Here is a 23522-nt window from a genome sequence, read left to right on the forward strand (position 1 = left end):
TCATCGAATCTCTCGAAGAAGAAGATCCGGATTTGGCAGAGGAAATCAAAAAGCGAATGTTCGTCTTCGAGGATATCGTTATGCTCGACGACCGCGCTATTCAGAAGGTACTCCGCGAAGTCGATACTCAGGAGCTTTCAAAGGCTCTCAAATCTGTCGATACCGAAGTTCAGGACAAAATTTTCCGAAACATGTCAAAACGAGCTGCTTCAATGCTCAAAGAAGATATGGAATTCATGGGACCTGTCCGCTTGAAGGATGTCGAGGAAGCTCAGCAGAAAATCGTTTCTACTATCCGACGACTTGAAGATGCGGGTGAAATCGTCATTGCCCGAAGTGGTGAGGACGAACTGGTCGTTTAATAAAGGGGTTCATTCATGGCAAGAAGAAACTTATTTCAGCAGACATTATTTCAGCCTGGTCAGTTAAAGCCGAAAGAGGGCGAATTCAAGCTCCAGCTTGTCCATGAATTTGCCAAGCCTGTCGAGGAAGTGGTTGAGGAAGTCGTTCCTGAATACACTGGTCCAACAGCCGATGACTTGAGGCGCGAGGCAGAGGCTTTTAAAGCTCAGTGGGAAGAAGAAAAAAAGCAGATGCTCATTGATGCCCAGGCAAAAGCCGATGAAATCGTCAAAAGGGCAGAAGATGCCGCATTCGCTGAGGTCAAAAGGCAGACAAATCAGGCACAAATCGTAAAAAATGAAGCCGAGCAGAACGCGGCCGAAATAGTCAAAAAAGCTCAGGAAGAAGCAAGCCGAATCATCGAGGATGCTAAGGCCGAGCAGGAAGTTCTCAAAAAAAGCGGATATTCTGAAGGTCTTGCAAGTGGCCGCGAGGAAGGATTTACCGAAGGTCACGGTGAGGTTGACAGGCTTATTGAGCGCACCCACAAAATCCTTGAAGGTGTAATGGCTCGACGCGAAGAGATTCTTAGCGAAACCGAGCAGCAGATTGTTGAGCTTGTCATTTTGATGACCCGAAAAGTCGTAAAAATTATCTCTGAAAATCAAAAATCTGTCGTTATGGCAAATATCTTGCAGGCTCTCAAAAAGGTCAAAGGCCGTGGCGATGTTACAATCCGTGTAAATTTGGCTGATGTCAAGCTTACTAGCGAGCATACTCAGGACTTTATCAAGCAGGTCGAGAATGTCAAAGGAATTACGGTTCTTGAGGATTCTACTGTCGATAAGGGCGGCTGTATCGTCGAGACTGACTTCGGCGCAATCGATGCCCGAATCCAGAGCCAGTTGAGCGAACTTGAGGCTGCAATCCTTGAAATCTCTCCTGTTAAGACAATCGCTAAAAACGAACCGATGCCTGTTTCAGAGGGTTAAAAAGATTCACTGGGTGGGGTAAATGGAGTCTTTTTTTAATAAATATCTTAATACAATCAAACATACCGAGACTATTCTCTATACAGGGCATGTCACCGCAGTAAAAGGGCTTGTTATTGAAAGTAACGGCCCTCGTTCTGTTATTGGTGAAATCTGTACGATTAAAATTCCTTCGCGGAACAAAGAGGTTTTGGCTGAGGTAATGGGCTTTGAGGGCAACACCGTAAAACTCATGCCTTATTCTGACACAACTGGAATCGAAATTGGCTGTGAAATTATTGCGAGCGGTCATATTTTGCAGGTTCCGGTTGGCAAAAATCTTCTTGGTCGTGTCGTTGATGCCACCGGCACTCCGATTGACGGAAAAGGCTCTCTTGACGTAACCGAATATTATCCTGTTCTTGCTTCTCCGCCTGATCCAATCACTCGTCTTCCTATTAATAAGCGAATTGCGACTGGTGTGCGCTGTATTGATTCTCTTCTTACTTGCGGAAAGGGGCAGCGACTTGGAATTTTTGCGGGTTCTGGTGTCGGTAAATCTACTTTGCTTTCGATGATTGCCCGAAATACGAACGCTGACATAAATGTAATCGGCCTGATTGGTGAACGAAACCGTGAGGTCAATGACTTCATTGAGCGCGATTTGGGACCAGAAGGTATGAAACGAAGCGTAATCGTTGTTGCTACCAGCGATACTCCTTCAATCTGTCGTCTCCGTGCGGCCTATGTCACAACTGCAATCGCAGAATATTTCCGTGACCAGGGCAAAGATGTCATGCTCATGATGGACAACATGACTCGATTTGCGCACGCTCAGCGAGAAATTGGTCTTTCGACCGGCGAGGCTCCGGCTCAGCGGGGATATCCTCCTAGCGTATTTGATTTGATTCCAAAATTGCTTGAGAGAACAGGTACCAACGATAAAGGCTCAATCACGGCTTTCTATAATGTTTTGGTAGACGGTGATGATATGGACGAGCCGATTACTGATAAAGTGCGAGGAACTTTGGACGGACACATTGTTTTGAGCAGGACTTTGGCTCAGCAGAGGCATTATCCTGCGATTGATGTTCTGCGCTCTATCAGCCGTCTTGCCCGCCGTGTTTCTGGCCGTGAGACTCTTAGAGCCGTAACAAAAATCAGCCGGCTCGTCGCAATCTACGAGGACAACCGTGACATGATTAGTGCTGGCGTTTATCAGAAGGGCGCGAATGCCGAAATCGACCTTTCGATTGCTAAGCATGAGGCTATCGAAGAATTCTTGTGCCAGGAAGAGGACGAGCATTGCGACATCGAGGACACATTGCAGAAACTTTCTGCACTTGCTGAAATTGAAATCCCTGATGAAGAATATGTCGAGCAGCCGGCTCTTGGCCGAAAAACCGTGGCGCAGCTGGTTCATGAGCATAAGGAAGAAAATGTCACTGATGCCAATGCAAAGGCAAGCGGTGCATTCGAGACGAACCTTCCCGGTCAGATTAACGCAATTTCTGATGTAGCGGATAAGCTCTAGCCTATGAAGCGGTTTAATTTTTCTTTGCAGAAGGTTCTTGATTTTCGCGAGTTTGAGAAAAAACAGGCTGAGGCGGAACTTGGAAAAGCTGTTGCCGAAGAAACAAAAATCCAGAGCACTCTTGATATGATTGCCGAGGCTCATGCTTCAAATGTACGAACGGCAGATTCCATGAAAGATTTGAGCGGAATGCTTGCGGCGCAGAATTATTTCCGTCTTTTGAATCAGCAGAAGGAAGAGGCTATGATGAGTCTTGCGCAGGCGAAAGTTCTTACCGAAGAAAAGCGGGATGCGATGCGTGAGGCGATGAAAAACTGCAAGGCTCTTGAAAATCTCCGTGACAAGCGAAAAGATGCGTGGAAAAAAGAAAATTACAAAGCCGAAGAAAATGAAATCGATGATATTGTTACTTCAAAGTGGAATTAGAGCCGATAAAAGCAATGAAAGTTGAAAAATAAGGAAATGAATTATGAAAGAACGATCAGAGAGATTAAAAGCAATAAAAAAACTTATCAAAAATAACCGGATTGAAAGTCAGGATGAACTTTTGCATGAGCTTACAAAAGAAGGCTTCGATGTAACTCAGGCAACACTTTCGCGAGACCTGAAATTGCTCAAAGTTGGCAAGGTGAGTGACGGACACGCGGGCTATGTTTATACTCTCCAGAGTGATGAGGACAGGGGAGAAAGCGAGCAGATTTTCGTGCAGGATTTTTTGCGCGGATATGTAAGCATTGACTGGAACGCAACTACGGTCGTAATCAAAACTTTCGGCGGACATGCCGATGCGGTTGCGAATGCCTTGGACTGCCTTAACCTGGATGAAATTCTTGGAACTGTAGCCGGTGACAGCTGTGTTTTTGCTGCATTGAGGGCTGGCGTGAGCGGTGAAGATTTTATGAAAACCCTCAAAAAACATATTCCGGATTTGGAAGAAGATTTATAAAATAATCCTTAAAAAATTAAAATTTTCTCGCTTTATCAGAAAATGTGAGTTATACTTTTCTTATGGGAAATATTACTTTAACTTTTACTGATGGTAGAAAAATTGATGTTCCAGCCCGACTCCGTGGCAAAGATATTTTGGATAAGCTTCCGCCACATGAAGGAACTATTATCGCACTCAAAGTAAACTATAAGGTCGTTTCATTATGTCGTCCGCTTCGTGTTTCAAGCCGGATAGAGGGCGTATATCTTGGTTCAAAAGATGCTGCTTATGTTTACAGGCGTTCATTGTCTTTTGTTCTCGCCGCAGCGGCGCATAAGCTTTTCCCCAAAACAAGGCTTTTGATTGGTCACAGTTTGGGCTACGCTTATTATTACACCCTTGACCGCGAAACTCCGGTTACAAAAGAAGAAGTCGCTTCTCTCAAAGCAGAAATGCTCAAAATCATCGAAAAAGATATTCCTATCAACACAAGGCATATTTCTTTTTCCGAGGCGATGGAAGCTTTCAACAATTTCGGTATGCCGGAGACGGCCAAGCAGCTTCAATACAGGTGCCGTGACAGCGTTCTCGTAAATGCATTTGATGATGATTCAATTGAATTCTGCGATGTTTATTTCGGTTCTCTTGTTGATTCTACAGGTATTCTCAAAGTTTTCGACCTGGAGCCTTATGACGAAGGATTCCTTCTCAAATTCCCGGAGGCAAAAACTCCAAATGTTGTCGCACCATTCGAGGATTCTCCAAAGATTTTTGACATCTTCAAGCGTTACAAAAAGTGGGGCAAACTCGTCAATGTCACGACAACTGCTTCGCTCAACGAAATTGTCTCACGCAAAAAAATCAATGACTTCATCGATATCTGTGAGACTTATCAGGCTCAGAACTATGCCAAAGTCGCGCAACAGATTGCTGACAGGGGCAATGTAAAAGTCGTTTTGATTGCAGGCCCTTCTTCTTCGGGCAAAACAACTTCCGCATTCAAGATGGCACTTCACTTGCGCTCAATCGGCTACACGCCAAAGACAATCAGCCTTGACTGCTACTATGTTGGCCGTGACCGCAATCCAAAAGACGAGAACGGCAACTATGATTACGAATGTCTTGAAGCTTTGGACATTGAGCTTTTGAATCAGAACCTTCTTGATTTATTCGCGGGCAAAGAAGTTGAGATTCCTTCATACAACTTCGATTTGGGGCAGAGATATTACACAGGCAACAATAAAATGACTTTGGGACCGAGCGATATTCTCATTCTCGAAGGAATTCATGGCCTCAACGACAAGCTCACGCCTCTTATCAAGCCTGAGTACAAGTTCAAGATTTATCTTTCGGCACTCACCCAGCTCAACTTTGATGAGCACAACCGAATCCCAACCAGCGACAACCGCCTTATCCGCCGAATCGTTCGTGACGCAAATTTCCGCGGGAAGCCTGCTGCAGGCACAATCAGCATGTGGGACAGCGTTCAGAGGGGCGAAAAGCTTCATATCTTCCCGTTCCAGAACTCTGCCGATGCAGTCCTGAACACGGCTTTGGACTATGAGCTTCCGGTCCTAAAGATTTACGCTGAGCCGAAACTCCGTGCAGTCCGCCCGGATCAGCCTGAATACACTGAGGCTTGCCGTCTGATAAACTTCCTCTCGCACTTCAACGCGATTTCATCGGATTATGTTCCAAAACAGTCAATAATCCGTGAATTCATCGGTGGAAGTTCATTCAAATACTAAAAAAATTAGCAATGAGCAATGTGAAATTAGTAATTAGGACGAGTGAGCTATAGCGAACAATGTCCCGAAATAATTTCTAATTGCTCATTTCTAATTGCTAATTTAATTCTACATAAGTCTTTCCGAAACCACCGTCTTCCGGGCGGGCGTAGTAGAAGGATTTTACTCCTGGATAGTTTGAAAGGTAGTCCTGAACGGCCTGTTGTAAGATTCCGTTTCCTTTTCCGTGGATTACGCTGAAACTCTTGAAATTTGTCATTGCGCAAAGATCGAGCTGCTTCTGGAGGGCAAGAACGGCTTCTTCCTCACGCATACCGAGCAGTCGAAGTTCAAAGGCCGGGCTTCCGTTTCCGTTGTCCTTGTTCAGCTCAACCGTGTAATCTGCGACCGAAAGGTTTGAAGGGGCAATAAGTTCCATGTCTTTTTGCTTTATGCTCATTCTGATTGAGCCGAGCTGCACTGTCCATACGCCCTTTTTCTCTTCATGCAAAAGCGTTCCACGGCTGCGGGTCTTTCCGACAAGAACTTCCGCACCCTCACAGAATTCAAATTTCTGTTTTGGGGCGTTTTTGGCTCTCGGCGCAAGATTGAAAATTTCTTCGTCAGTGTAAGTTGCCTTTGCGGTGGCAAGAGCTTCCTTGTTACTGAGACGTTTTTTTGTCTTTTTATTTGAAGATGTGCGTGAATCCGATGATTTCGAGATTTTCATGCCGTTTTCGGCAATTTTTGTCTCATTTTCGATTCGCTCGTTAAGCTGTTTTTCTTCTTCTTCGAGCCTTTCTTTTTCTTCTTCAAGCTCCATTTCCTGCAATTCGACATCTTCTGTCAAATCATTGATGAACTTTCGCATTTTGAGCGTCTTTTCGCGGGTGATTTCTCCTTCACGAAGCTCACGAACAAGGTTTTCAAGCGATTTCCTGGTCTCGCGCAGGAATCCTGATTCGGAACGGCTTTCACGCTCTTTAAGCTCGTTTTCTTTCTGGCGGAGTTTGAGGTCTTTTTGCTCCTGTTTGAGAAGTTTTTCTTTCTGACGGTTTTCGATGTCACGGAATGCTTTTTCGCGGCGGTCAAGCTCAGCGTGCTTTTGCGTGAGACCTTTGATTAAAGAAGAGACATCAGCCTGCTCACTTGTGATGTAAGATTTTGCCTTTGAGACGATTGCGCCCGGCAGGCCAGAGCGTTTTGCAATATCAAGGGCGTGGCTTTCACCCGGAACTCCCATGACGAGATGATATGTCGGAGCCAGGGAATTTGAGTCGAATTCAGCGCTGGCGTTTACACAATATTTGTTCGTGTATCCGTAATTTTTGAGGCTTCCGTGATGAGTCGTGACGAGGACAAAGGCCTTTTTCTCAATCAAAGAATCGAGGCAGGCCATTGCAATCGCGCCGCCTTCCTGCGGGTCAGTTCCGCCGCCGAATTCATCGAGAAGAACCAGAGAATTTGAATCGGCGTGTTTTACAGCTGCCGCGATATTTTTCATGTGTGCGGAGAAAGTCGAAAGCGAGTTGTCGATTGACTGGTCATCGCCGATGTCAGCAAAAATCGCGTTGAAAATCGGGAGCCTTGTGCCATCCGCAGCTGGAATCGGGAAGCCGGACTGGTTCAGCATCGAAAGAAGGGCAAAAGTCTTTAAGGTGACTGTCTTGCCGCCTGTGTTCGGACCTGTGATGATGAGGATGTTTTTGTTCGGAAGCCACTTGATGTCAATCGGAACGGCCTTGTCCCCCAAAAGAGGATGCCGTGCCTGGATTAAAAGAGGCGGATTTTCACTGTCCTGCTGTGCGCAGGTGAGGGCATAGTTACAAAGATGTTCCGCACCCCAGCGCGCAGAAGCGTAAGTCGAATCAAAAAGAGTCATTGTTTTGAGAGCGGCCTTGAGGTCATCGTAAAGCGGGTGGAGAAGGGCGGTCGTCTCGGTGAAAATCTTTCTGGTTTCCTGTGCAAGCCGGGCTTCTTCCTGCAAAAGTTCGTTGTTTTTGCGGACAACTTCCTCCGGCTCAATGAAAAGAGTCTGGCCGGAGCTTGAGACTTCGTGAACAATGCCGGAAATTCGGTTACGCTGGCTGGCCTTTACTGCAAGAACTTGCCTGTCAGCCCTGAATGCCGGAACATTGCTTTCGAGGACATTGTTTAGCGTGGTGTCGCTCGTGTATTTTTTGAGCGCGGCTTTGATTTCAGAGTTGATTTGCGCGATTTTTGCCCTGATTTCACGCAAAACCGGCAAATCCTTTAAATTTCCGTCCTTGTCGATGATTCTGGAGATTGTGTTAAGAGTCTGTTCAAGAGTGGAATATGGAAGAGTTTCCGCCGTGTCCAGAAGATTTTTAAGCCCCAGCTCCGATGAGGAAGTTTTGACCGAAGAATACAAGTCGAGGGCTGAGGAAGCAAACTGCCAGAGAGAATAAAGCTGTTCCTGCTCGAGCGTTGTTCCCTGAGCCTGCAAGAGCTTTATGAACGAAGCGATTTCGCCCCATGAGTGCAGGCGGACTGGATTCCTCGAAACAAGGGCCTTCTGCCACTGGCTCGAAAGTGCTTTAAGAGAAGAAATTTCGTCAAGTTTTTCCTGAGTGAGCGGCTCTCGTTTCAAAACCGAGGCTTTTCCTTCCTCGCTCACACAATATCCTGCGATAGTGTCGCGGATTCTATAGTAGTCTAGCTGTTCGAGTGTTTTTCTGTGCATTTATCGACATCCTATCGTGACAAGTTTTCGCAGATGAAAACTTGCGGTCATTTTAGTTTTTTGATACTTGAAAAGTTGAATTGCGCTAAGGATAGGAGCACCTGCGCAGCAGTTCTGGAGCGACCGTAGGGAACGGAAGAATGAAGCGAAAGCGGAAGTGCGGATAGCCTGACCACAGCCTGCTGTGGGAGCGCCCCTTCAAAATTGCTAACTCCTAATTGCTAATTCCTAACTTTAATCGTCCCAGCTACCTGTTCGGATTTCTTCGCGGATTCGCTGCCAGCTTTCAAATCTTTCTTCGCTGATTACGCCTGCTTCGACTGCCTCCAAGATTTTGCAGCCCGGTTCGCTCTCGTGCTTGCAGTTTGTGCCGAATTTGCATTTGCCAATCAGTGGTTCGAATTCACGGAAATAAAGCGCGAGTTCATCTGCGGCAATGTCGTTGAGGACAAAACGGCGGACTCCCGGTGTGTCGATGATTGAAGCATAAGCGTTCTGAACTCCGCCCACGATTGATTCGTTAAGATGAATGTGCATGAGCGTGCCTTTTGTGGTGGTGTGGCAGCCTTTTCCGTACTTTTGGCTCAGACTTCCAGTTCTCAAAACGCAGGTGTTGTCAAGGACATTCACGAGCGAAGATTTTCCTACGCCAGACTGACCGACAAGCGCACTGAGTTTTCCTGTGATAAGCTCGGCCAGCTCCGTGAGGCCTTCGCCTGACTTTGCCGAAATGCGCAGGACTTTGTAGCCCAGTTCTTCCCAGGTTGAAAGCCGGTTCTGAAAGTCAGGTTCCTGTGCTTCGGGAAGGTCATATTTGTTTACAAGGATAATCGGCGTGAGGTTCTGATACTCAGCCTGAACAAGCTCGCGGTCGATGAAGCGCGGCCGGAATTCAGGTTCTGCTGGGGTGGTGACCAAAATGATGTAGTCAAGGTTTGCCGCAAGAAGCTGAGGCGCGCGCCCCTTTACATTCCAGCGGATAAAAGCGTTTTCACGCGGAACGAGAGAAAGAATCTGACCTTTTTCATCCTCTGGATTTTCTATTTCGATTTGAACACGGTCGCCCGGTGCAAGAGGGTTGTAATATTTTGTGTCAAGTTTGAGCCTTTTGCTTTTGAATGAGCAAAGGCGTAATATGTGATTACCGTCGTCGTCAGAATCGTCACATTCGATTTCAAAAACATTATTGCTGCCGCTTAAAACAGTGCCAGTTAATTGTTCCATATTCCCTTATTGTAAGCGAGAAAAAGGAATTTTGCAAGGAAAATAAAGGCTAGTCAAAGCTATTGAGGTACGGGCCTATCTGAATGATGTCGAAATTATGGCATGAGTCCTTCGCAATCTGAATGTAAGGATATTCCGGGTGTGGTTTTATTGTAATTACATCGTCGTGTTTCCTTCCCTGAAAGAACGAGCGATAGTCTGAACTAATACAAAGATAATCATCGTTTTCTGGATCGTTTCCTCCCCAAAAGTGCCAAGCGTAGTCATCAAGAATTTCCGGGAGGGTGATGATTTTCAGAAATTTTATGAGTTCCCCGTCTTTTATGTGATAATAGAAAACTTCGTAGTGGTAGACACATTCATTTTCATAAACTTTCTTTTTTATTCCGATGAATGGCTCTGAAAGTTCTGGAAGTTTCGGTTGGTATGACTGAATTTCAAGTTCTTCCATGCCTTCTACGGAAAAATCTTTCATATAATCGCCTGGGATTGAGGCCGTATAGACTTTTTTTGAATCAGGATTTGTAAAGACAAGGCTTCTTTTTTGTAAATCCAATGAGACTGTTTTGCCTCTTAAAAAGTCTTCCGTTTCTAAATGTGAGTCCTCGAAGAGACGATCAGGATGAATCTGCCTTTTTTCCTGAACCAGATCCCAAAAGTTGTCAAAATTTGGCTCGTAATATTTACCATTGTTGTCAAAGTCCGGGTTTGGAATGACTCCGCAGTAAATCAGCCTTAATAATTCCAGCGAGGTTGTTCTTTCGTATTCGTATATGCTTTTCCAGTCTGGATTTTTGCCCCAGTATCTGTCTTTTATTATATTGCTGGTTTGTATGTTGTAGAGGTCATATACGCTGTTACCGGCTATTATGTCATATAGATGTGGAGAATTGTACGGAAGGTAAAGGTCTCCTTCCATAACTTCATAATAAGTGCGGTCATTTCCGTTTTGCTCGGCAAGTGAAAAATAATCTTCATGGCGAACCTGGTCTTTGAGATATCCTCCGAAAACCCAGCCGAATTCCGCCTTTGGACCTGACCAAAGATATTGCGGCAGAAGCACTTCGACCCAGGCACTTTTTATGTTGTCAATGGTTACTTCCTCGCCAAGACATGTAACTACCACATTGAATCTGTCGGGAAGAGTGCAGATTTTCTGTGATTTTAGTGAAGGCTCCTTTCTTACCCTTAAGCCTTCTTCTGAATCGACGGACATTACATTTTTTAAGTAGTAGAAGTAGTGCCCCTGGTATTCGTGAATTAAATAAAATTTTTCAAGCTCTTTTGGAATTGCTTGGGTTCTCTTTCTTTGCATGTCATTTTTTGTGAGAAAAAGCATCCTGCTTGCTTCGTTGACATATTCTTCCGTGTAAATTATGGAATCTTTTGAAATTAAACTTACTTCTCTGTCCTGAATAATTGTATAATCGCCTTTCTTTTGTGCGAAAACTGCCACTGATGCGAATGTGATAAAAAAGAACATTAATGATTTTGAAAAATTTGGCTTCATTTTTTCCTCTGGTAAAATTGTCTCAATTATATAAAAACTCGGAATAATTGTAAGAGTTTCGTCGTTTTTCTTTTTTTATGAAAAAAAAGAAAATTTTTTCAAATTTTTTAGATTTTCTATTGACACAATTTAGTGATTCCTATATAGTTATTCTCACATCGCAACGCGATACATTCCCCGATTGTGTAATGGTAGCACCTCAGATTCTGGTTCTGATCGTGGGGGTTCGAATCCTCCTTGGGGAACTAAGGCTGACCACAAAAAGTCAGCTCTTTTTTTCTAGCTTTTAAGGCTTGGCCGCCTCGAATATCGGTTTAGTTCGCCGCCCTCTCAAGGCGGAGAGACGGGTTCGACTCCCGTGGTGGCTATTTGGAATCCTCTGCAAGTGCAGGGGATTTTTTTGTTTTACAGCGGAGTTTTGTTAGCAGTTTTGGAGTCGAACCCCCGTGGTGGCTGTCGAACCGAAAATCCATCCTTGGATTTTCGGATTCGTACGAGAATTTATTTCGTAAATTCTCTCTCTGCAGAAACCTCGCATCCATGCGAGGCATTTTTTATTTACAGTTGATGACGCGCGGGATTGTAGGGGCGGCGGAGCCGTTCCGGAGCGAAGCGAGGAATGGAGCGGGAGCGGAACCACGGAAAGCCCGTAGCAAGTTGAGTCGCGCCTTATAAAATTTTACAACATCCCCAGAAGTTCCTTGTATCTTTCTTCTTTTGAGACGATTTCCTTGACAAAATAATCCGGGTATTCTTGCATGAGCCTTTGGAGCTGGTTTTCGAGCTGGTGGAGGTGGGTTTTTATTGATTTTTTTGCGAAGTCGGCGTTTTTTTCCTGGATGGCCGAGAGGATTTTCTGGTGCTGGAGGATTGTCTCCATCATTATTTCTTTGTCCCACACGGTGATCAGGCGGATTCTCGCGTAGTGGTTGCTTGAGTGCTCAATTGTGTCCCATGCGAGTTTCTGGCCTGTTATTTTGAACATGTAATGATGGAATTCATTGTCCAGCTTGAGCAGGGAATTGTAATCGCAGGCATTTACCGTCGCCTGCTGCTTCTCGATGTTCATTTCAAGCTCGCCGATGTCCTTGCGCGTGCATTTTTCTACGACCAGATCAAGGTTGGCACATTCGAGGCTTTCACGCACGAAGCGTTCCTGATCGACTTTATGGAAATCAATCCTTGAGACTATCGTTTCTTTTTGAGGGTAGATGTCAACGAGTCCGTCTCGCTGGAGCCGGATGAATGCTTCGCGGACTGGGGTGCGGCTTACTTCGAGCTTCTGAGCGACTTCCTGGGTGCTCATGATTGTTCCGGGCTTCAATTGAAGAGACATTATGTTGTTTCTTAATGCGTTGTATACGGCTGACTGTACGCTTGATTCGGTTTTGCCCATATTTTACCCCTGAAATTCAAGAATCCTTTATGTTAGCTTTAATATTTTCTTAACTGACATGTTAGCATTATAGAAATGCGATGTCAACGAATAAATTTTTATTTTTTTTACTTGACAATCAATATTTTACGAACTAACATGTTAGTATATCAGATAGCATAAAAGTCAAAAAAGGAGGACTTTATGAAAAAATCAGTTTTGTATTCTTTTGGAGCTTTGCTCCTGTGCGGAATGATGCTTCCTTCATGCAATAAAAAGGCAGCGAGCGACGCAAAAATTCCAGTAACTTTCGCAGGTACTGAGGCTGCTACAACAGGACAGAGCCGCATGATGCAGTCTGTTGCTGACAAACTCAACGCAACTGGCCGTTTCAACGCAAGCGTTCAGGTAGCTGGTGCTCTTTCTGGAGATACAGATGCCCTCGTAACACAGGCAAAGCTTGGAATCAGCCTTGTAGTTCCAAGTGACCCTGGCCGCCTTGCAAGCCAGTTCAAAATCCCTGACATGAACATTCTCATGGCTCCGTATATTCTTACTGACCCGGCAATGCTCAAAAAGCTTCCTGACACACCTCTCTTCAAGGAATGGCAGGCACAGCTTGAGAAACAGGGAATCGTCTACATCACAAACATGTACAACGGTTTCCGAAGCTTCTACACTACAACTCCTGTAAAGCATGTTTCTGACCTCTCTGGCTTGCGAATCCGCGGTTTCGGAAATGCAATCGGCAACAACCTCGCAAAATACCTTGGTTTCGCTAACATCGGTATTTCTTGGGGCGAAGTATTCCCAGGAATCCAGCAGAAAACTCTCGACGGTTGTGAAGTTCAGGTTGCTACAGCTGACGGCTCACGCTTGTACGAAGTAACAAAGAACCTCGCATTGACAAAACACTACATGCTCCAGTCTGCATTCGTTTGTTCTGCGGCATTCTATAACAGCATGTCTCCAAGCGACCGTGAGCTCTTCACAAAAATCATGCGTGAGGCAGCCCTCGAATACGGTGCAATCATTCAGAAAGAAGAGGATGGTTTCTATGATCACATGAAACAGAATGGCGTTACAATTTCTGAAGTTGATATCTCAGAATTCCAGAAAGCTATCGATCCTCTCTACAAGAATAATGATTTAGGCTTCTCTGCGGGACTTAAGGACAGATTGTTCAAAGAACTCGCTCAGTAGACATTTTTCTCCTTCTTGCAGGATTGCATTTTCATGCCTCCGAAAGTGCAATCCTGTTTTTTTATCAAAAAAAATCTACAGGGATTTAATATGAAGAAAATTTACGAATATTTTTGCAAGACAGAGACCGCTGTTTGTGGGGTAGGATTTATTCTCCTTGTTATTCTTGTTTTTGGCTCGGCAATTTTGCGATTTTTCCGAATGTCTATGGCCTGGAACATTGACCTTGCAATGCTTTTGCTTGCATGGAGTTCATTTCTTGGTGCTGACATCGCATGGCGAAACGGTCAGCTTATCGGCATCGACATCGTTACCAGATATTTTCCTAAAAGTGTACAGAAACTTGTTATGATTGCGGTTTATGCAATCATCCTCACGGTTACAGTAATTATCTGTATTTATGGAATAAGGCTTTCATGGACTGAGCGGCTCAGAACATTCCAGTCGCTTCCTATTCCATATTCACTCGTGAATTTAAGCCTTGTTTTTGCAACTTTCTCAATGTCAATCTCGACTGTTGGAAAAATCAAATCGTGCATACAGCATTTTGCTGAAAAATAAACGGAGAAAAATATGTCACTTCTTCTTATATGTTTCGTAGTTTTTTTGCTGATGGGCATGCCTATCGCTTTTGTAATCGGAATCGCGGGCTTTGCTTTCTTTCTCAGCCAGCCAATTCTTCCTTTTGAAGCCGCCGTTCAGATGGTTGTCCTGCAGAGTCAGTCTTTTGCGTTCCTGGCCGTTCCGTTCTTCATTTTTGCGGGAAACCTCATGAATGTTTCGGGTATCACAGACCAGCTTTTGAGCCTTGCACGCCTTTTGACAAGAAGAATGTATGGCGGTACTGCTCAGATTTCCGTCGTAATGTCAACATTGATGGGCGGCGTTTCAGGCTCTGCTACTGCTGATGCCGCAATGGAGACCCGAATCCTTGCTCCTGAGATGATTAAGCGCGGTTATACAAAAGGCTATATCTGCTCGGTAAACTGTCTCACGGCTCTTATCACAGCTACGATTCCGCCAAGCCTCGGCCTGATTATCTTTGGTTTTGTCGGCGAGGTTTCAATCGGCCGTCTTTTTGCGGCTGGTGTAGTTCCTGGAATCTTGATGATGATTTTCCTCATGGGAACCACAACAATCACAAGCCGAATCAGAAAATTTGATCCGCCGGCAGTTGATGCGCCAAAACTTACTTTGCGCGAGATTTTTGACAACCTCAAGGTTTCAATCTGGGCTTTGCTTTTCCCGATTATTTTGATTGTCGGAATCCGCTTCGGCGTTTTCACACCATCTGAATCAGGTGCTTTCGCTGTAATTTATGCTCTGGTAGTCGGAAAATTCGTCTACAAACGGCTCAACTGGGAGAATTTTAAGGAAGCTCTCATCACAACAATCAAGGACAACGGCGCAATCATGCTGATTATCGCAATGAGCGGCCCGTTCAGCTATGCAATCACTTGGGTCAAGCTCCCTGCTGTTCTCAGCTCTTTCATCTTCGGAATCACTGAGCAGCCTCAGCTCCTCACATTGCTCATGCTCGGCTTCCTTTTCATCATCGGTATGTTCGTAGACAGCAATGTAAGCTTCCTTCTCCTTACACCGATTTTCCTTCCTATGGTAACAAGCGTCGGTATGGATCCGGTTCACTTCGGCGTTCTTATGGCAACAATCGTAACTCTGGGCGTTATGACACCGCCTATTGGTTCGGCTCTGTACACGGTCTGCGGCATCATAGACTGTCCGCCTGAAGAATACACGAAAGAAAGTCTTCCGTTCCTGTTTGCAATCCTGCTGGAACTTTCCATCCTTGTATTCTGTCCGAAACTGGTACTTTTCATTCCGAATATGATTTTCGGAGTGGCAGGCTAACACAAGTTTTTTTGATGGAGCGAGTTTCACTTGTAAATTCGCTTCATTAATAGGAGTTATCTTATGAAAATGACAATGAGATGGTTCGGCTCGAAATACGATACCGTAACCTTGCAACAGATTCGTCAGACAGCTTATGTGAAGGGCGTTATTTCCACCCTTTACAACAAAATGCCGGGCGAGCTTTGGACAGAGGAAGAGATAAAATCACTTAAGGAGGAGGTCGAGTCTGCTGGCCTTACCCTCGACGGAATCGAGAGCGTAAATGTAAGCGACGCAATCAAAACCGCGGGTAGCGACCGGGACAAGGATATCGAGGCGTACATTAAGACTCTTGAGAACCTCGGAAAGAACGACATCCATTTGGTCTGCTACAACTTCATGCCTGTCTTCGACTGGACCCGCACGGAGCTTGCTCGTCTCCGACCTGACGGCTCAACTGTGATGGCTTACAATCAGAAAGCCGTTGATGCCATTGACCCGACAAAAATGTTCGACAGTATTGCGGGCGACATGAACGGTACCGTAATGCCTGGCTGGGAGCCGGAGCGAATGGCAAAAATCAAGGATTTGTTCAAGATGTACGAAGGAACGACAGCTGATGTTCTTTTCGACAGACTCAAATATTTCCTTGATGCGATTATGCCTGTGTGCGACAAGTACGACATCAACATGGCGATTCATCCGGATGATCCATCGTGGAGCGTTTTCGGTCTGCCGAGAATCATCACGAGCCTTCCGAACATCCAGCGCATGATGAAAATGACCGACAATCCGCACAACGGAGTCACTTTCTGCGCCGGAAGCTACGGAACTAATCCGGACAATGACCTTCCTGCTATGATTCGCGCTCTCAAGGGCAGGGTTCACTTCGCGCATGTAAGAAATTTGCAGTTCAATGACGGCCGAAACGATTTCGAGGAAGCGGCTCATCTTTCAAGCGACGGTTCATTCGACATGTACGAGATTGTGAAAGCACTCTACGACATCGGCTTCAAAGGCCCGATTCGCCCTGACCACGGACGGATGATTTGGGGAGAGAAAGCAATGCCTGGTTACGGTCTGTATGACCGCGCTCTGGGAGCCTCTTACATCTGCGGTTTGTGGGAAGCAATCGAAAAATCAAGCAACTAGGTCAAATGCCGAGTTTTGAATTTTATTGGCTGTATCAAAAAAACGGTCTCCCATCGGGAACCCAAAATCAAACATCGCAGTGAGCAAAGCTCAGGCGAGTTTGTTTTGGAACCCCGATTCCGACCGTTTTTTTTACACTATTCGATAATTTCAAAACTCTGTATTAGCCCAATAAAATTGACTTTTTCATTCATTCGCTTATAATTTATTCTCTTTATGAATGGAATGAAAAATAAATCTGCTTTTTTCAATGGTGTTGCCGCAGGAATTCCGATTGGACTTGGATATTTCGCGGTTTCTTTTTCGCTCGGGATTGTCGCGCGCAAGGCCGGGCTTTCTCCTTTTCAGGGCTTTGTTTCAAGCTTTTTGAACCGTGCTTCTGCTGGCGAATATGCCCTTTACACTGCTATTGAGCAGCTTGCTACTTATATCGAAGTTGCTCTGATTATTTTTGTCGTGAACGCCCGCTACATGCTGATGAGTTGTGCGCTTAGCCAGCGTATTTCTGAAAATACGGCTTTTGCCCATCGTTTTCTCGTTGCTTTTGGAATTACGGATGAAATTTTCGGAATATCAATCGCGCAGAAAGGTCCTTTGAATCCATTCTATACTTACGGTGCCCTTGTGGTGGCCGCTCCTCTCTGGAGTGCAGGAACAGCCTGCGGAATTATTGCCGGTAATATGCTTCCTCAGATGGCAGTCGATGCTCTTTCAGTCGCCCTTTACGGCATGTTCCTCGCAATAATCATTCCGCCTGCCAAAAAGAATATGACGATTGCTTCGGCTGTTGCGGTAAGTTTTGCTCTGAGCTGGGCTTTTTCGGTTCTGCCGTTTGTTAAAGAACTTTCAGGCGGCAACAGAACGATTATCCTAACCGTGGTGATTTCGGCCGTGCTCGCGTATTTGAAGCCTGTGGAAAGCGAGGATAATTAGCAATTAGCAGTTAGCAATTAGCAAGTAGGAGTTAGAAGTTAGGAGTTTTTTGGGGGAAGTCTCCCCCTACGCGCCCACTTCGTTGGTCGCTACCCCTTCTGCGGGCTCAAACGCCGCCCGCAACGCCCGCTTTGGAGGATTTTATGCGTGGAAATATATGGATTTACATTTTAGTAGGATTTATTGTCTCTTACCTGATTCGCGTTTTGCCGCTTACGCTTATTCGTAAGCCTATTAAAAATCAGTTTATCCGCTCTTTTCTATATTATGTGCCTTATGTCACTCTTTCTGTGATGACTTTCCCTGCGATTGTCGAGGCGACAAGTTCTCCGATTGCGGGTGTGGCGGCTCTTGTGGTGGGAGTTGCGCTTGCGTTCTTCGGGGCGGGGCTTTTCCCGGTGTCCATTGCCTGCTGCGTGGTGGCATTTGTTGCGGACTTCGCGATGAAGTTATTTTGACAATTGAGTTTTTACAAAATCATCAATCTTTACTATCAGAGTTTGTTTTAGGCTGCTTGCAAGTTGAGTTATTTCCCTCAAATCCGGCTGCAGTGATGAAGTGTCTGGTTTCTCAAGAAAAAGCTGGTATGGCAGCAGGTTTAGAATATCAAGAATCCGCTGTATGACATCAGCGGACGGAAAGTTTTTCCCATTTTCAATCGCGTTCAAATAATTAGGGCTTAAACCTATTTTCTCAGAAAAAGCAAGCTGTGAAAATCCTGCTTTTATACGGTAATACCTTAAATTTTGTATGAAGATTTCTTGGAAATGGTTCATGCGTGTATTATGGCAGAGTAGACACGGTTTTTATTCAATCTAATACAGTAGATTCATTGTAATACAGTTGATTTTAAACTGAAATTCAGTTATTATTACTGTAATACAGTTGTTTTTAAGAAGACGAATATGAATCACAATCTTTTTTTGCTTTATATTGACCCTGGTACGGGGTCGGTGTTGTTTTCTATCCTTATTGGACTTGTTTCTACGCTGATTTTTTTTGGCCAGCGTTTTTTTATGAAAATCAAATTTATTGTTAGCGGCGGAAAGGCTGATAAAATTTCAAAGGCAAAAATACCGTTTGTAATTTTTAGTGACCACAAACGGTATTGGAATGTCTTTAAGCCGATTTGCGATGAATTTGAAAGGCGCGGTGTAAATCTTGTTTATTGGACTGCATCTTCTGATGACCCGGCCCTCAGCGAAAAATACGAGCATGTTAAACTCGAATTTATCGGCGAAGGAAATAAAGCATTTGCTCGGCTTAATATGATGAACGCCAGCATTGTCCTTTCCACGACCCCCGGACTTGATGTTTACCAGTGGAAGAGAAGCAAGAATGTTGATATGTATGTACATATCCTTCATGCGGTTGACGATCCCTCAAGTTACCGTATGTTTGGGCTTGATTTTTATGATGCGGTTCTTCTTTCCGGCTCGTACCAAAAAGAACAAATCAGGTTTCTTGAACAGGTTAGAAAAACTGTAGAAAAGGAACTCGTGGTTGTAGGCTGTCCTTATATGGACTCAATGTTTGACAGGCTAAAATCATCGCCTCGTAAGTCGAATCAGAACAGAACCGTTCTTCTTGCACCATCCTGGGGAAAGAGCGGAATTCTGGCAAAATATGGTGAAAAAATTTTAGATTCTCTTGTTTCTACCGGATACAAAATTGTAGTCCGACCGCATCCGCAAACATTGGTTTCTGAAAAAGAAATTATCGAGCCTCTGATTAAAAAATACTCTGATTCAGAAAATTTTTTATGGAACTTCGACAATGATAATTTTTCTGCCTTAAATTCTGCAGACATCCTTATCACTGATTTTTCAGGAATTATTTTTGACTATTCTCTTATTTTTGACCGTCCGCTTATATATGCAGATACTTCATTTGATTCTGATCCGTATGATGCGGCATGGCTTTCCGAACCGATGTGGAAGCTCAGGGTACTGTCATCCATTGGAATAAAGCTTGAAGAGTCTCAATTTTGTGACATGAAATCTCTTATTGATTCAGCAATCAATAATGAATCGCTGAGAGAAGGGCGGGTAAATGCAAGAAAAGTTGCATGGGAGAATATAGGAAAATCTGCTGAGGTGACGGCGGACTTTATGATTAGAAAAAATGAGGAAAAAAGATGCAGGGAATAATTTTAGCAGCCGGAATGGGAACGCGGCTTGGCTCGCTAACGGCAGAAAATACAAAATGCATGGTTAAGGTGAATGGAGTTACTCTTATAGAAAGGTTGCTTCGTCAGCTTGAAGAGCTCAAACTTTCGAAAATTGTGATTGTCACTGGTTATAAGGGAAAGAAACTTAAGGATTATATAGAAACACTTGGGATAAAAACAGAGGTGAATTTTATTGATAATCCAGTTTATGACAAAACGAACAATATTTATTCTCTTTATCTTGCTAGGGATTTCCTTTTGTGTGAGGATACAATGCTTTTCGAGTCAGATATTATTTTTGATGATAATATCATAAATTCCTTGTATTCTGACAAAAGGGAAACTCTTGCCGTTGTCGCAAAATATGAAAGCTGGATGGACGGCACTGTTGTCCGTCTCTCTAAATATGATGAAATACTTGATGTCATTCCTGGAAAAGATTTTGATTATTCGGAGCGGGAACATTGTTTTAAGACTGTAAATGTCTATAAATTCAGCAAAGCATATTCACAGCAGTATTATGTCCCTTTCCTTGAGGCTTATATTCATGCTGTTGGAAATAGTGTTTATTACGAAAATGTTCTGCGGATTCTTACAATGCTTGATAACACTGGCATCCATGCGAAGCGGCTTGACGGTGAAAAATGGTACGAAATTGATGATATTCAGGATTTGGAAATAGCTTCGACACTTTTTGCTGATGCCGAATTGAAGACAGAAAAGTTCCAGAAATCATACGGCGGTTATTGGCGTTATCCTAAACTCCTTGATTTTTGCTATCTCGTAAATCCATATTATCCGCCTCTTAAAATGATTGAGGAAATGAAAGCGAGTTTTGAGCCGCTCTTGGAACAATATCCTTCGGGCATGGCAAGAAACAGTTTGCTGGCTGCAAAAAATTTTGGAGTAGAGCAGGAGCACATAGTAATTGGAAACGGAGCCGCAGAACTTATAAAATCTCTTCTTCTTCATTATGGCAAAGAAAAATGCGGATTTATCCGTCCGACATTTGAGGAATATCCTAACCGTTGTGTAAAGGAAAATGAAGTTGTCATGCAGGCTTCTTATCCTGATTTTTCTTATACGGCAGATGATATTATTTTTTTCTTCACGAAAAATCCTGTAAAGACGCTTTTTATCATAAATCCAGATAACCCGTCTGGAAATTATATTTCTAAAAATGATGTTTTGAGAATTGCAGAATGGTCAGAAGAGAATGGTATTTCTCTTGTGGTGGATGAAAGCTTTGCTGATTTTGCTGATGAAAAATCTTGTTCCCTTGTTTCAGAAACTGTTCTCAAAAAATATCCTCATCTTGTTGTCGTAAAGAGCATATCTAAGTCACATGGAGTTCCTGGAGTCCGACTTGGAATCCTTGCAAGTTCAGATTTGAATTTGATTTCGTTTTTGAAAAAAGACGTTGCAATCTGGAATATAAATTCATTCGGTGAATTTTACATGCAGATATTCGGAAAATACAAAAAGGATTATGCAGCATCGCTTGAACAGTACCGGACTGAGAGAAAGCGCTTTATCTTTGAATTACAGAAAGTATCTTTTTTGCGCGTAATACCAACCCAAGCAAATTTCGTGATGTGTGAAGTTAAAAAAGGAATGTCATCAGAGCTTACGAAAAATCTTCTTTGCGAAAATGAAATCTTTATAAAGGATTTAACTTCAAAAATTAATGATGGAAGACAGTATATTCGTCTTGCAATTAGAAATTCTGCTGATAATGAGCGGATTTTAAATGCGTTGAAAGAGTTTTGATAGGAGCCTTTAATGTCATCGATTTTGTATAACATCATAATTTCACCGATAGAACTTGTAGTTGAGATTGTATTTGAGCTTATGTTCAGGATTGTCGGCAGGCATGAGACTAATCAGGGGCTTGCAGTAATCGGAGTAAGTCTTGCAATCAGTCTTCTTACGCTTCCACTTTACCGCCGTGCGGATGCAGTTCAGCAAAAAGAGCGTGACATTCAAGCAAAGCTTTCTCATTGGGTTAAACATATCAGGAAAACATTTAAGGGTGATGAGCGTTTTATGATGCTCCAGACTTACTACCGGCAGAACAATTATAATCCTCTATATGCGCTGAACGGTTCTATTTCTCTGCTCCTTGAGATTCCTTTTTTTATCGCCGCATATCACTTCCTTTCTCATCTTGAAGCTTTGAATGGTGCTTCGTTTGGTTTGATTCTTGATTTGGGAAAGCCGGACTCTCTGATAAAATTCGGAGATGTTTCTCTAAATCTGCTTCCAATCCTGATGACAGCAATAAACTGTATTTCTTCCGCAGTCTATCTTAAAGGATTTCCCCTCAAAGATAAAATCCAGACTTACGGAATGGCGTTGATATTCCTCGTGCTCCTATATAATTCTCCGAGTGGACTTGTTGTTTACTGGACTTGCAACAATATTTTTTCGCTTGGAAAGAATATTTTTTACAAAATCAGGAATCCAAAGAAATATATTGTCATTTTGTGTGCCGTTTTTGGTGTCTTGCTTACTTTTGCTTTAATTTTGAGTGGTGTTCTCAATTCCCGCAAGAAACTTTTTGTAGTGTTCCTTTTTCAATATGTTGCTATTCTTCCGCTTTTCTTTTATCTTGCAAGGAATACAGCGTCTGCAAGGAAAATTCACGCCATTTTTGCTTCAGAAAAATCTGTTGAGTTAAAAGATTCATTGTCATTCATTTTGGCATCTGTTTTTCTCGTAATTCTTACCGGAATTTTGATACCTTCTTCCGTGATTGTTAGTTCCCCTGCTGAATTTGTGGACTTGCGGCATTATCAAAATCCGTTTCACTTCCTTGTTAATTCAACATGCTATGCAATTGGATTTTTTATGCTTTGGCCAGGTATTATACGGCTGATTCTTCCAGAAAATAGTAGGAAATCCGTTGGCTTGATTTTGTGGCTCTTTTGTGGAATTTTCCTTGTGAATTATATGTGCTTCGGTCGAAATATGGGAGTCCTTTCTCCGTTGCTTGTCTACGAGAACGATTTTTCTTTTTCACGAAAATTAAAAGTTTTGAATCTGATTGTTTGTATGGGGGTTTTTTTACTGTTTTTTGTTGCATTCAGATTCAAGAAAATTACTTCATTTTTCGGCATTGTTCTGGTAATCAGCATTTCTGTATTAGCCTTGACCAATGTCCATAAAACTCAAAAAAAACTGTCAGCAATGGCTTACATCAAATCGTCGTCCGATGACGCTGAAATAAAACAGATTTTTACATTGAGCAGAAATGGAAAAAATATAATCGTATTTATGCTTGACCGTGCCATTTCTGGCTATGTTCCGTACATGTTTGAGGAAAAACCTGAATTAAAAAGGCAGTTTGCGGGATTTACATATTATCCGAATACACTTTCTCACGGATTTTGCACGAATTTCGGTTCACCTGCACTTTTTGGCGGATATGAATACACCGTAACCGAAATGAACAAGCGGAACACAGAATTTCTTGTAGATAAGCAGAATGAAGCCCTTAAAGTAATGCCGAAGCTTTTTTCCGATTGCGGCTATAATGTTGGAGTTCTTGATCCGCCTTATGCCGGCTATAATTGGGTCGGAGATTTATCCATTTATGATGATATACCAAATGTCAAGGCGTATAATCTTGCCGGAAAAATAAAAACAGATTCTTTGGTAGAACAGGCTGGAAGGCTTGGTTTTGACAGGAATAAAAGAAATTTTTTCTGTTACAGTATTTTCAGATGCCTGCCACTGGCGGTTTCAAAAATATTTTATAGGTCAAAATTCGAGTTTTGCAACAGACGGAACAAAAAGTAAGAACCACTTCTGTGCGTCTTCAATAAGATGAAACAAAAAGGCAGAAATGCTGTAAAAGAAATGCCGGAACATCCCAGTTGCACTTCTTGCGCGATGA

General features: G+C 43.4%; 20 protein-coding genes and 2 tRNA genes. 17 read left to right on the forward strand and 5 right to left on the reverse strand.

Annotated features, from left to right (window positions below; genetic code table 11):
* From IJJ71_RS03880 to IJJ71_RS03905, 6 genes are all read left to right on the forward strand, one after another.
* On the forward strand, nt 1-362 hold a 362-nt coding region (locus tag IJJ71_RS03880), incomplete at its 5' end, for a FliG C-terminal domain-containing protein (RefSeq protein WP_296845425.1).
* 15 nt (nt 363-377) lie between these two features.
* Nucleotides 378-1334, forward strand: coding sequence for a flagellar assembly protein FliH (gene fliH / locus IJJ71_RS03885; RefSeq protein WP_296845426.1), 957 nt, complete (start codon nt 378-380; stop codon nt 1332-1334).
* A 22-nt stretch (nt 1335-1356) separates the two neighbouring features.
* Nucleotides 1357-2847 carry a FliI/YscN family ATPase gene (locus IJJ71_RS03890; RefSeq protein ID WP_296845427.1) on the forward strand — a complete coding sequence of 497 codons (1491 nt, stop codon included), beginning with the start codon at nt 1357-1359 and terminating at the stop codon, nt 2845-2847.
* A gap of 3 nt (nt 2848-2850) precedes the next feature.
* Nucleotides 2851-3273 (forward strand): flagellar export protein FliJ, encoded by a 423-nt coding sequence (fliJ, locus tag IJJ71_RS03895; RefSeq protein WP_296845428.1) that lies wholly within the window; start codon nt 2851-2853, stop codon nt 3271-3273.
* A 43-nt stretch (nt 3274-3316) separates the two neighbouring features.
* Entirely contained in the window at nt 3317-3793 is a 477-nt protein-coding gene (locus tag IJJ71_RS03900) for an arginine repressor (protein WP_296845429.1), read from the forward strand.
* Nucleotides 3794-3855: 62 nt separating this feature from the next.
* Nucleotides 3856-5523: a nucleoside kinase gene (locus IJJ71_RS03905; protein WP_296845430.1), complete on the forward strand. Its 1668-nt coding sequence runs from the start codon at nt 3856-3858 to the stop codon at nt 5521-5523.
* Nucleotides 5524-5620: 97 nt separating this feature from the next.
* Here the strand turns inward: IJJ71_RS03905 and IJJ71_RS03910 are convergent, their stop codons facing one another.
* From IJJ71_RS03910 to IJJ71_RS03920, 3 genes are all read right to left on the reverse strand, one after another.
* Complete coding sequence (locus IJJ71_RS03910) at nt 5621-8206, reverse strand: endonuclease MutS2 (protein ID WP_296845431.1); 2586 nt, start codon at nt 8204-8206, stop codon at nt 5621-5623.
* 234 nt (nt 8207-8440) lie between these two features.
* On the reverse strand, nt 8441-9430 hold the full coding sequence (gene rsgA, locus IJJ71_RS03915; RefSeq protein ID WP_296845432.1) for a ribosome small subunit-dependent GTPase A: 990 nt from the start codon (nt 9428-9430) through the stop codon (nt 8441-8443).
* A 49-nt stretch (nt 9431-9479) separates the two neighbouring features.
* The gene (locus IJJ71_RS03920; RefSeq protein WP_296845433.1) at nt 9480-10940 is read right to left on the reverse strand and encodes an SH3 domain-containing protein; all 1461 of its coding nucleotides are present in this window, start codon (nt 10938-10940) and stop codon (nt 9480-9482) included.
* Between the two features lie 174 nt (nt 10941-11114).
* Here IJJ71_RS03920 and IJJ71_RS03925 point away from each other — a divergent pair.
* Together IJJ71_RS03925 and IJJ71_RS03930 are read left to right on the forward strand one after the other, a co-directional pair.
* Nucleotides 11115-11185: transfer RNA gene (locus IJJ71_RS03925), tRNA-Gln, on the forward strand.
* A 50-nt stretch (nt 11186-11235) separates the two neighbouring features.
* Nucleotides 11236-11308, forward strand: a tRNA-Glu gene (locus tag IJJ71_RS03930).
* Between the two features lie 311 nt (nt 11309-11619).
* Here IJJ71_RS03930 and IJJ71_RS03935 read toward each other — a convergent pair.
* Nucleotides 11620-12336: a GntR family transcriptional regulator gene (locus IJJ71_RS03935; RefSeq protein WP_296845434.1), complete on the reverse strand. Its 717-nt coding sequence runs from the start codon at nt 12334-12336 to the stop codon at nt 11620-11622.
* Nucleotides 12337-12519: 183 nt separating this feature from the next.
* On the opposite strand from IJJ71_RS03935, the gene dctP reads away from it, so the two are divergent.
* The 6 genes from dctP (at nt 12520) to IJJ71_RS03965 (ending at nt 17912) form a co-directional block, all read left to right on the forward strand.
* Nucleotides 12520-13518: a TRAP transporter substrate-binding protein DctP gene (dctP, locus tag IJJ71_RS03940; protein WP_296845435.1), complete on the forward strand. Its 999-nt coding sequence runs from the start codon at nt 12520-12522 to the stop codon at nt 13516-13518.
* Nucleotides 13519-13608: 90 nt separating this feature from the next.
* The gene (locus IJJ71_RS03945) at nt 13609-14079 is read left to right on the forward strand and encodes a TRAP transporter small permease (RefSeq protein WP_296845436.1); all 471 of its coding nucleotides are present in this window, start codon (nt 13609-13611) and stop codon (nt 14077-14079) included.
* Between the two features lie 12 nt (nt 14080-14091).
* Entirely contained in the window at nt 14092-15387 is a 1296-nt protein-coding gene (locus IJJ71_RS03950; protein WP_296845437.1) for a TRAP transporter large permease, read from the forward strand.
* A gap of 63 nt (nt 15388-15450) precedes the next feature.
* Nucleotides 15451-16521, forward strand: a complete 1071-nt coding sequence (gene uxuA / locus IJJ71_RS03955; protein WP_296845438.1) for a mannonate dehydratase — start codon at nt 15451-15453, stop codon at nt 16519-16521.
* Nucleotides 16522-16737: 216 nt separating this feature from the next.
* The gene (locus IJJ71_RS03960) at nt 16738-17454 is read left to right on the forward strand and encodes an AzlC family ABC transporter permease (RefSeq protein WP_296845439.1); all 717 of its coding nucleotides are present in this window, start codon (nt 16738-16740) and stop codon (nt 17452-17454) included.
* A gap of 143 nt (nt 17455-17597) precedes the next feature.
* A complete protein-coding gene (locus IJJ71_RS03965) occupies nt 17598-17912 on the forward strand; it encodes an AzlD domain-containing protein (RefSeq protein ID WP_296845440.1) in 315 nt (104 codons plus the stop codon).
* On the opposite strand, the gene IJJ71_RS03970 is transcribed toward IJJ71_RS03965, so the two are convergent.
* Nucleotides 17904-18230, reverse strand: a complete 327-nt coding sequence (locus IJJ71_RS03970) for a helix-turn-helix domain-containing protein (protein WP_296845442.1) — start codon at nt 18228-18230, stop codon at nt 17904-17906. The genes IJJ71_RS03965 and IJJ71_RS03970 overlap by 9 nt on opposite strands.
* A 240-nt stretch (nt 18231-18470) precedes the next feature.
* Between IJJ71_RS03970 and IJJ71_RS03975 the strand changes: the two genes are divergently transcribed.
* From IJJ71_RS03975 to IJJ71_RS03985, 3 genes are read left to right on the forward strand one after another with little or no spacing between them, the layout of a single operon-like run.
* The gene (locus tag IJJ71_RS03975; protein ID WP_296845444.1) at nt 18471-19604 is read left to right on the forward strand and encodes a CDP-glycerol glycerophosphotransferase family protein; all 1134 of its coding nucleotides are present in this window, start codon (nt 18471-18473) and stop codon (nt 19602-19604) included.
* Nucleotides 19592-21394, forward strand: coding sequence for an aminotransferase class I/II-fold pyridoxal phosphate-dependent enzyme (locus IJJ71_RS03980; protein ID WP_296845445.1), 1803 nt, complete (start codon nt 19592-19594; stop codon nt 21392-21394). Before IJJ71_RS03975 ends, IJJ71_RS03980 begins: the two co-directional genes overlap by 13 nt.
* A 12-nt stretch (nt 21395-21406) precedes the next feature.
* Nucleotides 21407-23425: a YidC/Oxa1 family membrane protein insertase gene (locus IJJ71_RS03985; RefSeq protein ID WP_296845446.1), complete on the forward strand. Its 2019-nt coding sequence runs from the start codon at nt 21407-21409 to the stop codon at nt 23423-23425.
* The last annotated feature ends 97 nt before the right edge of the window (nt 23426-23522 follow it).

This window comes from Treponema sp. (assembly GCF_017430385.1).
Taxonomy (GTDB): domain Bacteria; phylum Spirochaetota; class Spirochaetia; order Treponematales; family Treponemataceae; genus Treponema_D.

Coding starts and splice junctions, on each gene's coding strand:
- fliH (WP_296845426.1), top strand. CDS start 378: ATGGCAAGAAGAAACTTATTTCAGCAGACATTATTTCAGCCTGGTCAG.
- IJJ71_RS03890 (WP_296845427.1), top strand. CDS start 1,357: ATGGAGTCTTTTTTTAATAAATATCTTAATACAATCAAACATACCGAG.
- fliJ (WP_296845428.1), top strand. CDS start 2,851: ATGAAGCGGTTTAATTTTTCTTTGCAGAAGGTTCTTGATTTTCGCGAG.
- IJJ71_RS03900 (WP_296845429.1), top strand. CDS start 3,317: ATGAAAGAACGATCAGAGAGATTAAAAGCAATAAAAAAACTTATCAAA.
- IJJ71_RS03905 (WP_296845430.1), top strand. CDS start 3,856: ATGGGAAATATTACTTTAACTTTTACTGATGGTAGAAAAATTGATGTT.
- IJJ71_RS03910 (WP_296845431.1), bottom strand. CDS start 8,206: ATGCACAGAAAAACACTCGAACAGCTAGACTACTATAGAATCCGCGAC.
- rsgA (WP_296845432.1), bottom strand. CDS start 9,430: ATGGAACAATTAACTGGCACTGTTTTAAGCGGCAGCAATAATGTTTTT.
- IJJ71_RS03920 (WP_296845433.1), bottom strand. CDS start 10,940: ATGAAGCCAAATTTTTCAAAATCATTAATGTTCTTTTTTATCACATTC.
- IJJ71_RS03935 (WP_296845434.1), bottom strand. CDS start 12,336: ATGGGCAAAACCGAATCAAGCGTACAGTCAGCCGTATACAACGCATTA.
- dctP (WP_296845435.1), top strand. CDS start 12,520: ATGAAAAAATCAGTTTTGTATTCTTTTGGAGCTTTGCTCCTGTGCGGA.
- IJJ71_RS03945 (WP_296845436.1), top strand. CDS start 13,609: ATGAAGAAAATTTACGAATATTTTTGCAAGACAGAGACCGCTGTTTGT.
- IJJ71_RS03950 (WP_296845437.1), top strand. CDS start 14,092: ATGTCACTTCTTCTTATATGTTTCGTAGTTTTTTTGCTGATGGGCATG.
- uxuA (WP_296845438.1), top strand. CDS start 15,451: ATGAAAATGACAATGAGATGGTTCGGCTCGAAATACGATACCGTAACC.
- IJJ71_RS03960 (WP_296845439.1), top strand. CDS start 16,738: ATGAATGGAATGAAAAATAAATCTGCTTTTTTCAATGGTGTTGCCGCA.
- IJJ71_RS03965 (WP_296845440.1), top strand. CDS start 17,598: ATGCGTGGAAATATATGGATTTACATTTTAGTAGGATTTATTGTCTCT.
- IJJ71_RS03970 (WP_296845442.1), bottom strand. CDS start 18,230: ATGAACCATTTCCAAGAAATCTTCATACAAAATTTAAGGTATTACCGT.
- IJJ71_RS03975 (WP_296845444.1), top strand. CDS start 18,471: ATGAAAATCAAATTTATTGTTAGCGGCGGAAAGGCTGATAAAATTTCA.
- IJJ71_RS03980 (WP_296845445.1), top strand. CDS start 19,592: ATGCAGGGAATAATTTTAGCAGCCGGAATGGGAACGCGGCTTGGCTCG.
- IJJ71_RS03985 (WP_296845446.1), top strand. CDS start 21,407: ATGTCATCGATTTTGTATAACATCATAATTTCACCGATAGAACTTGTA.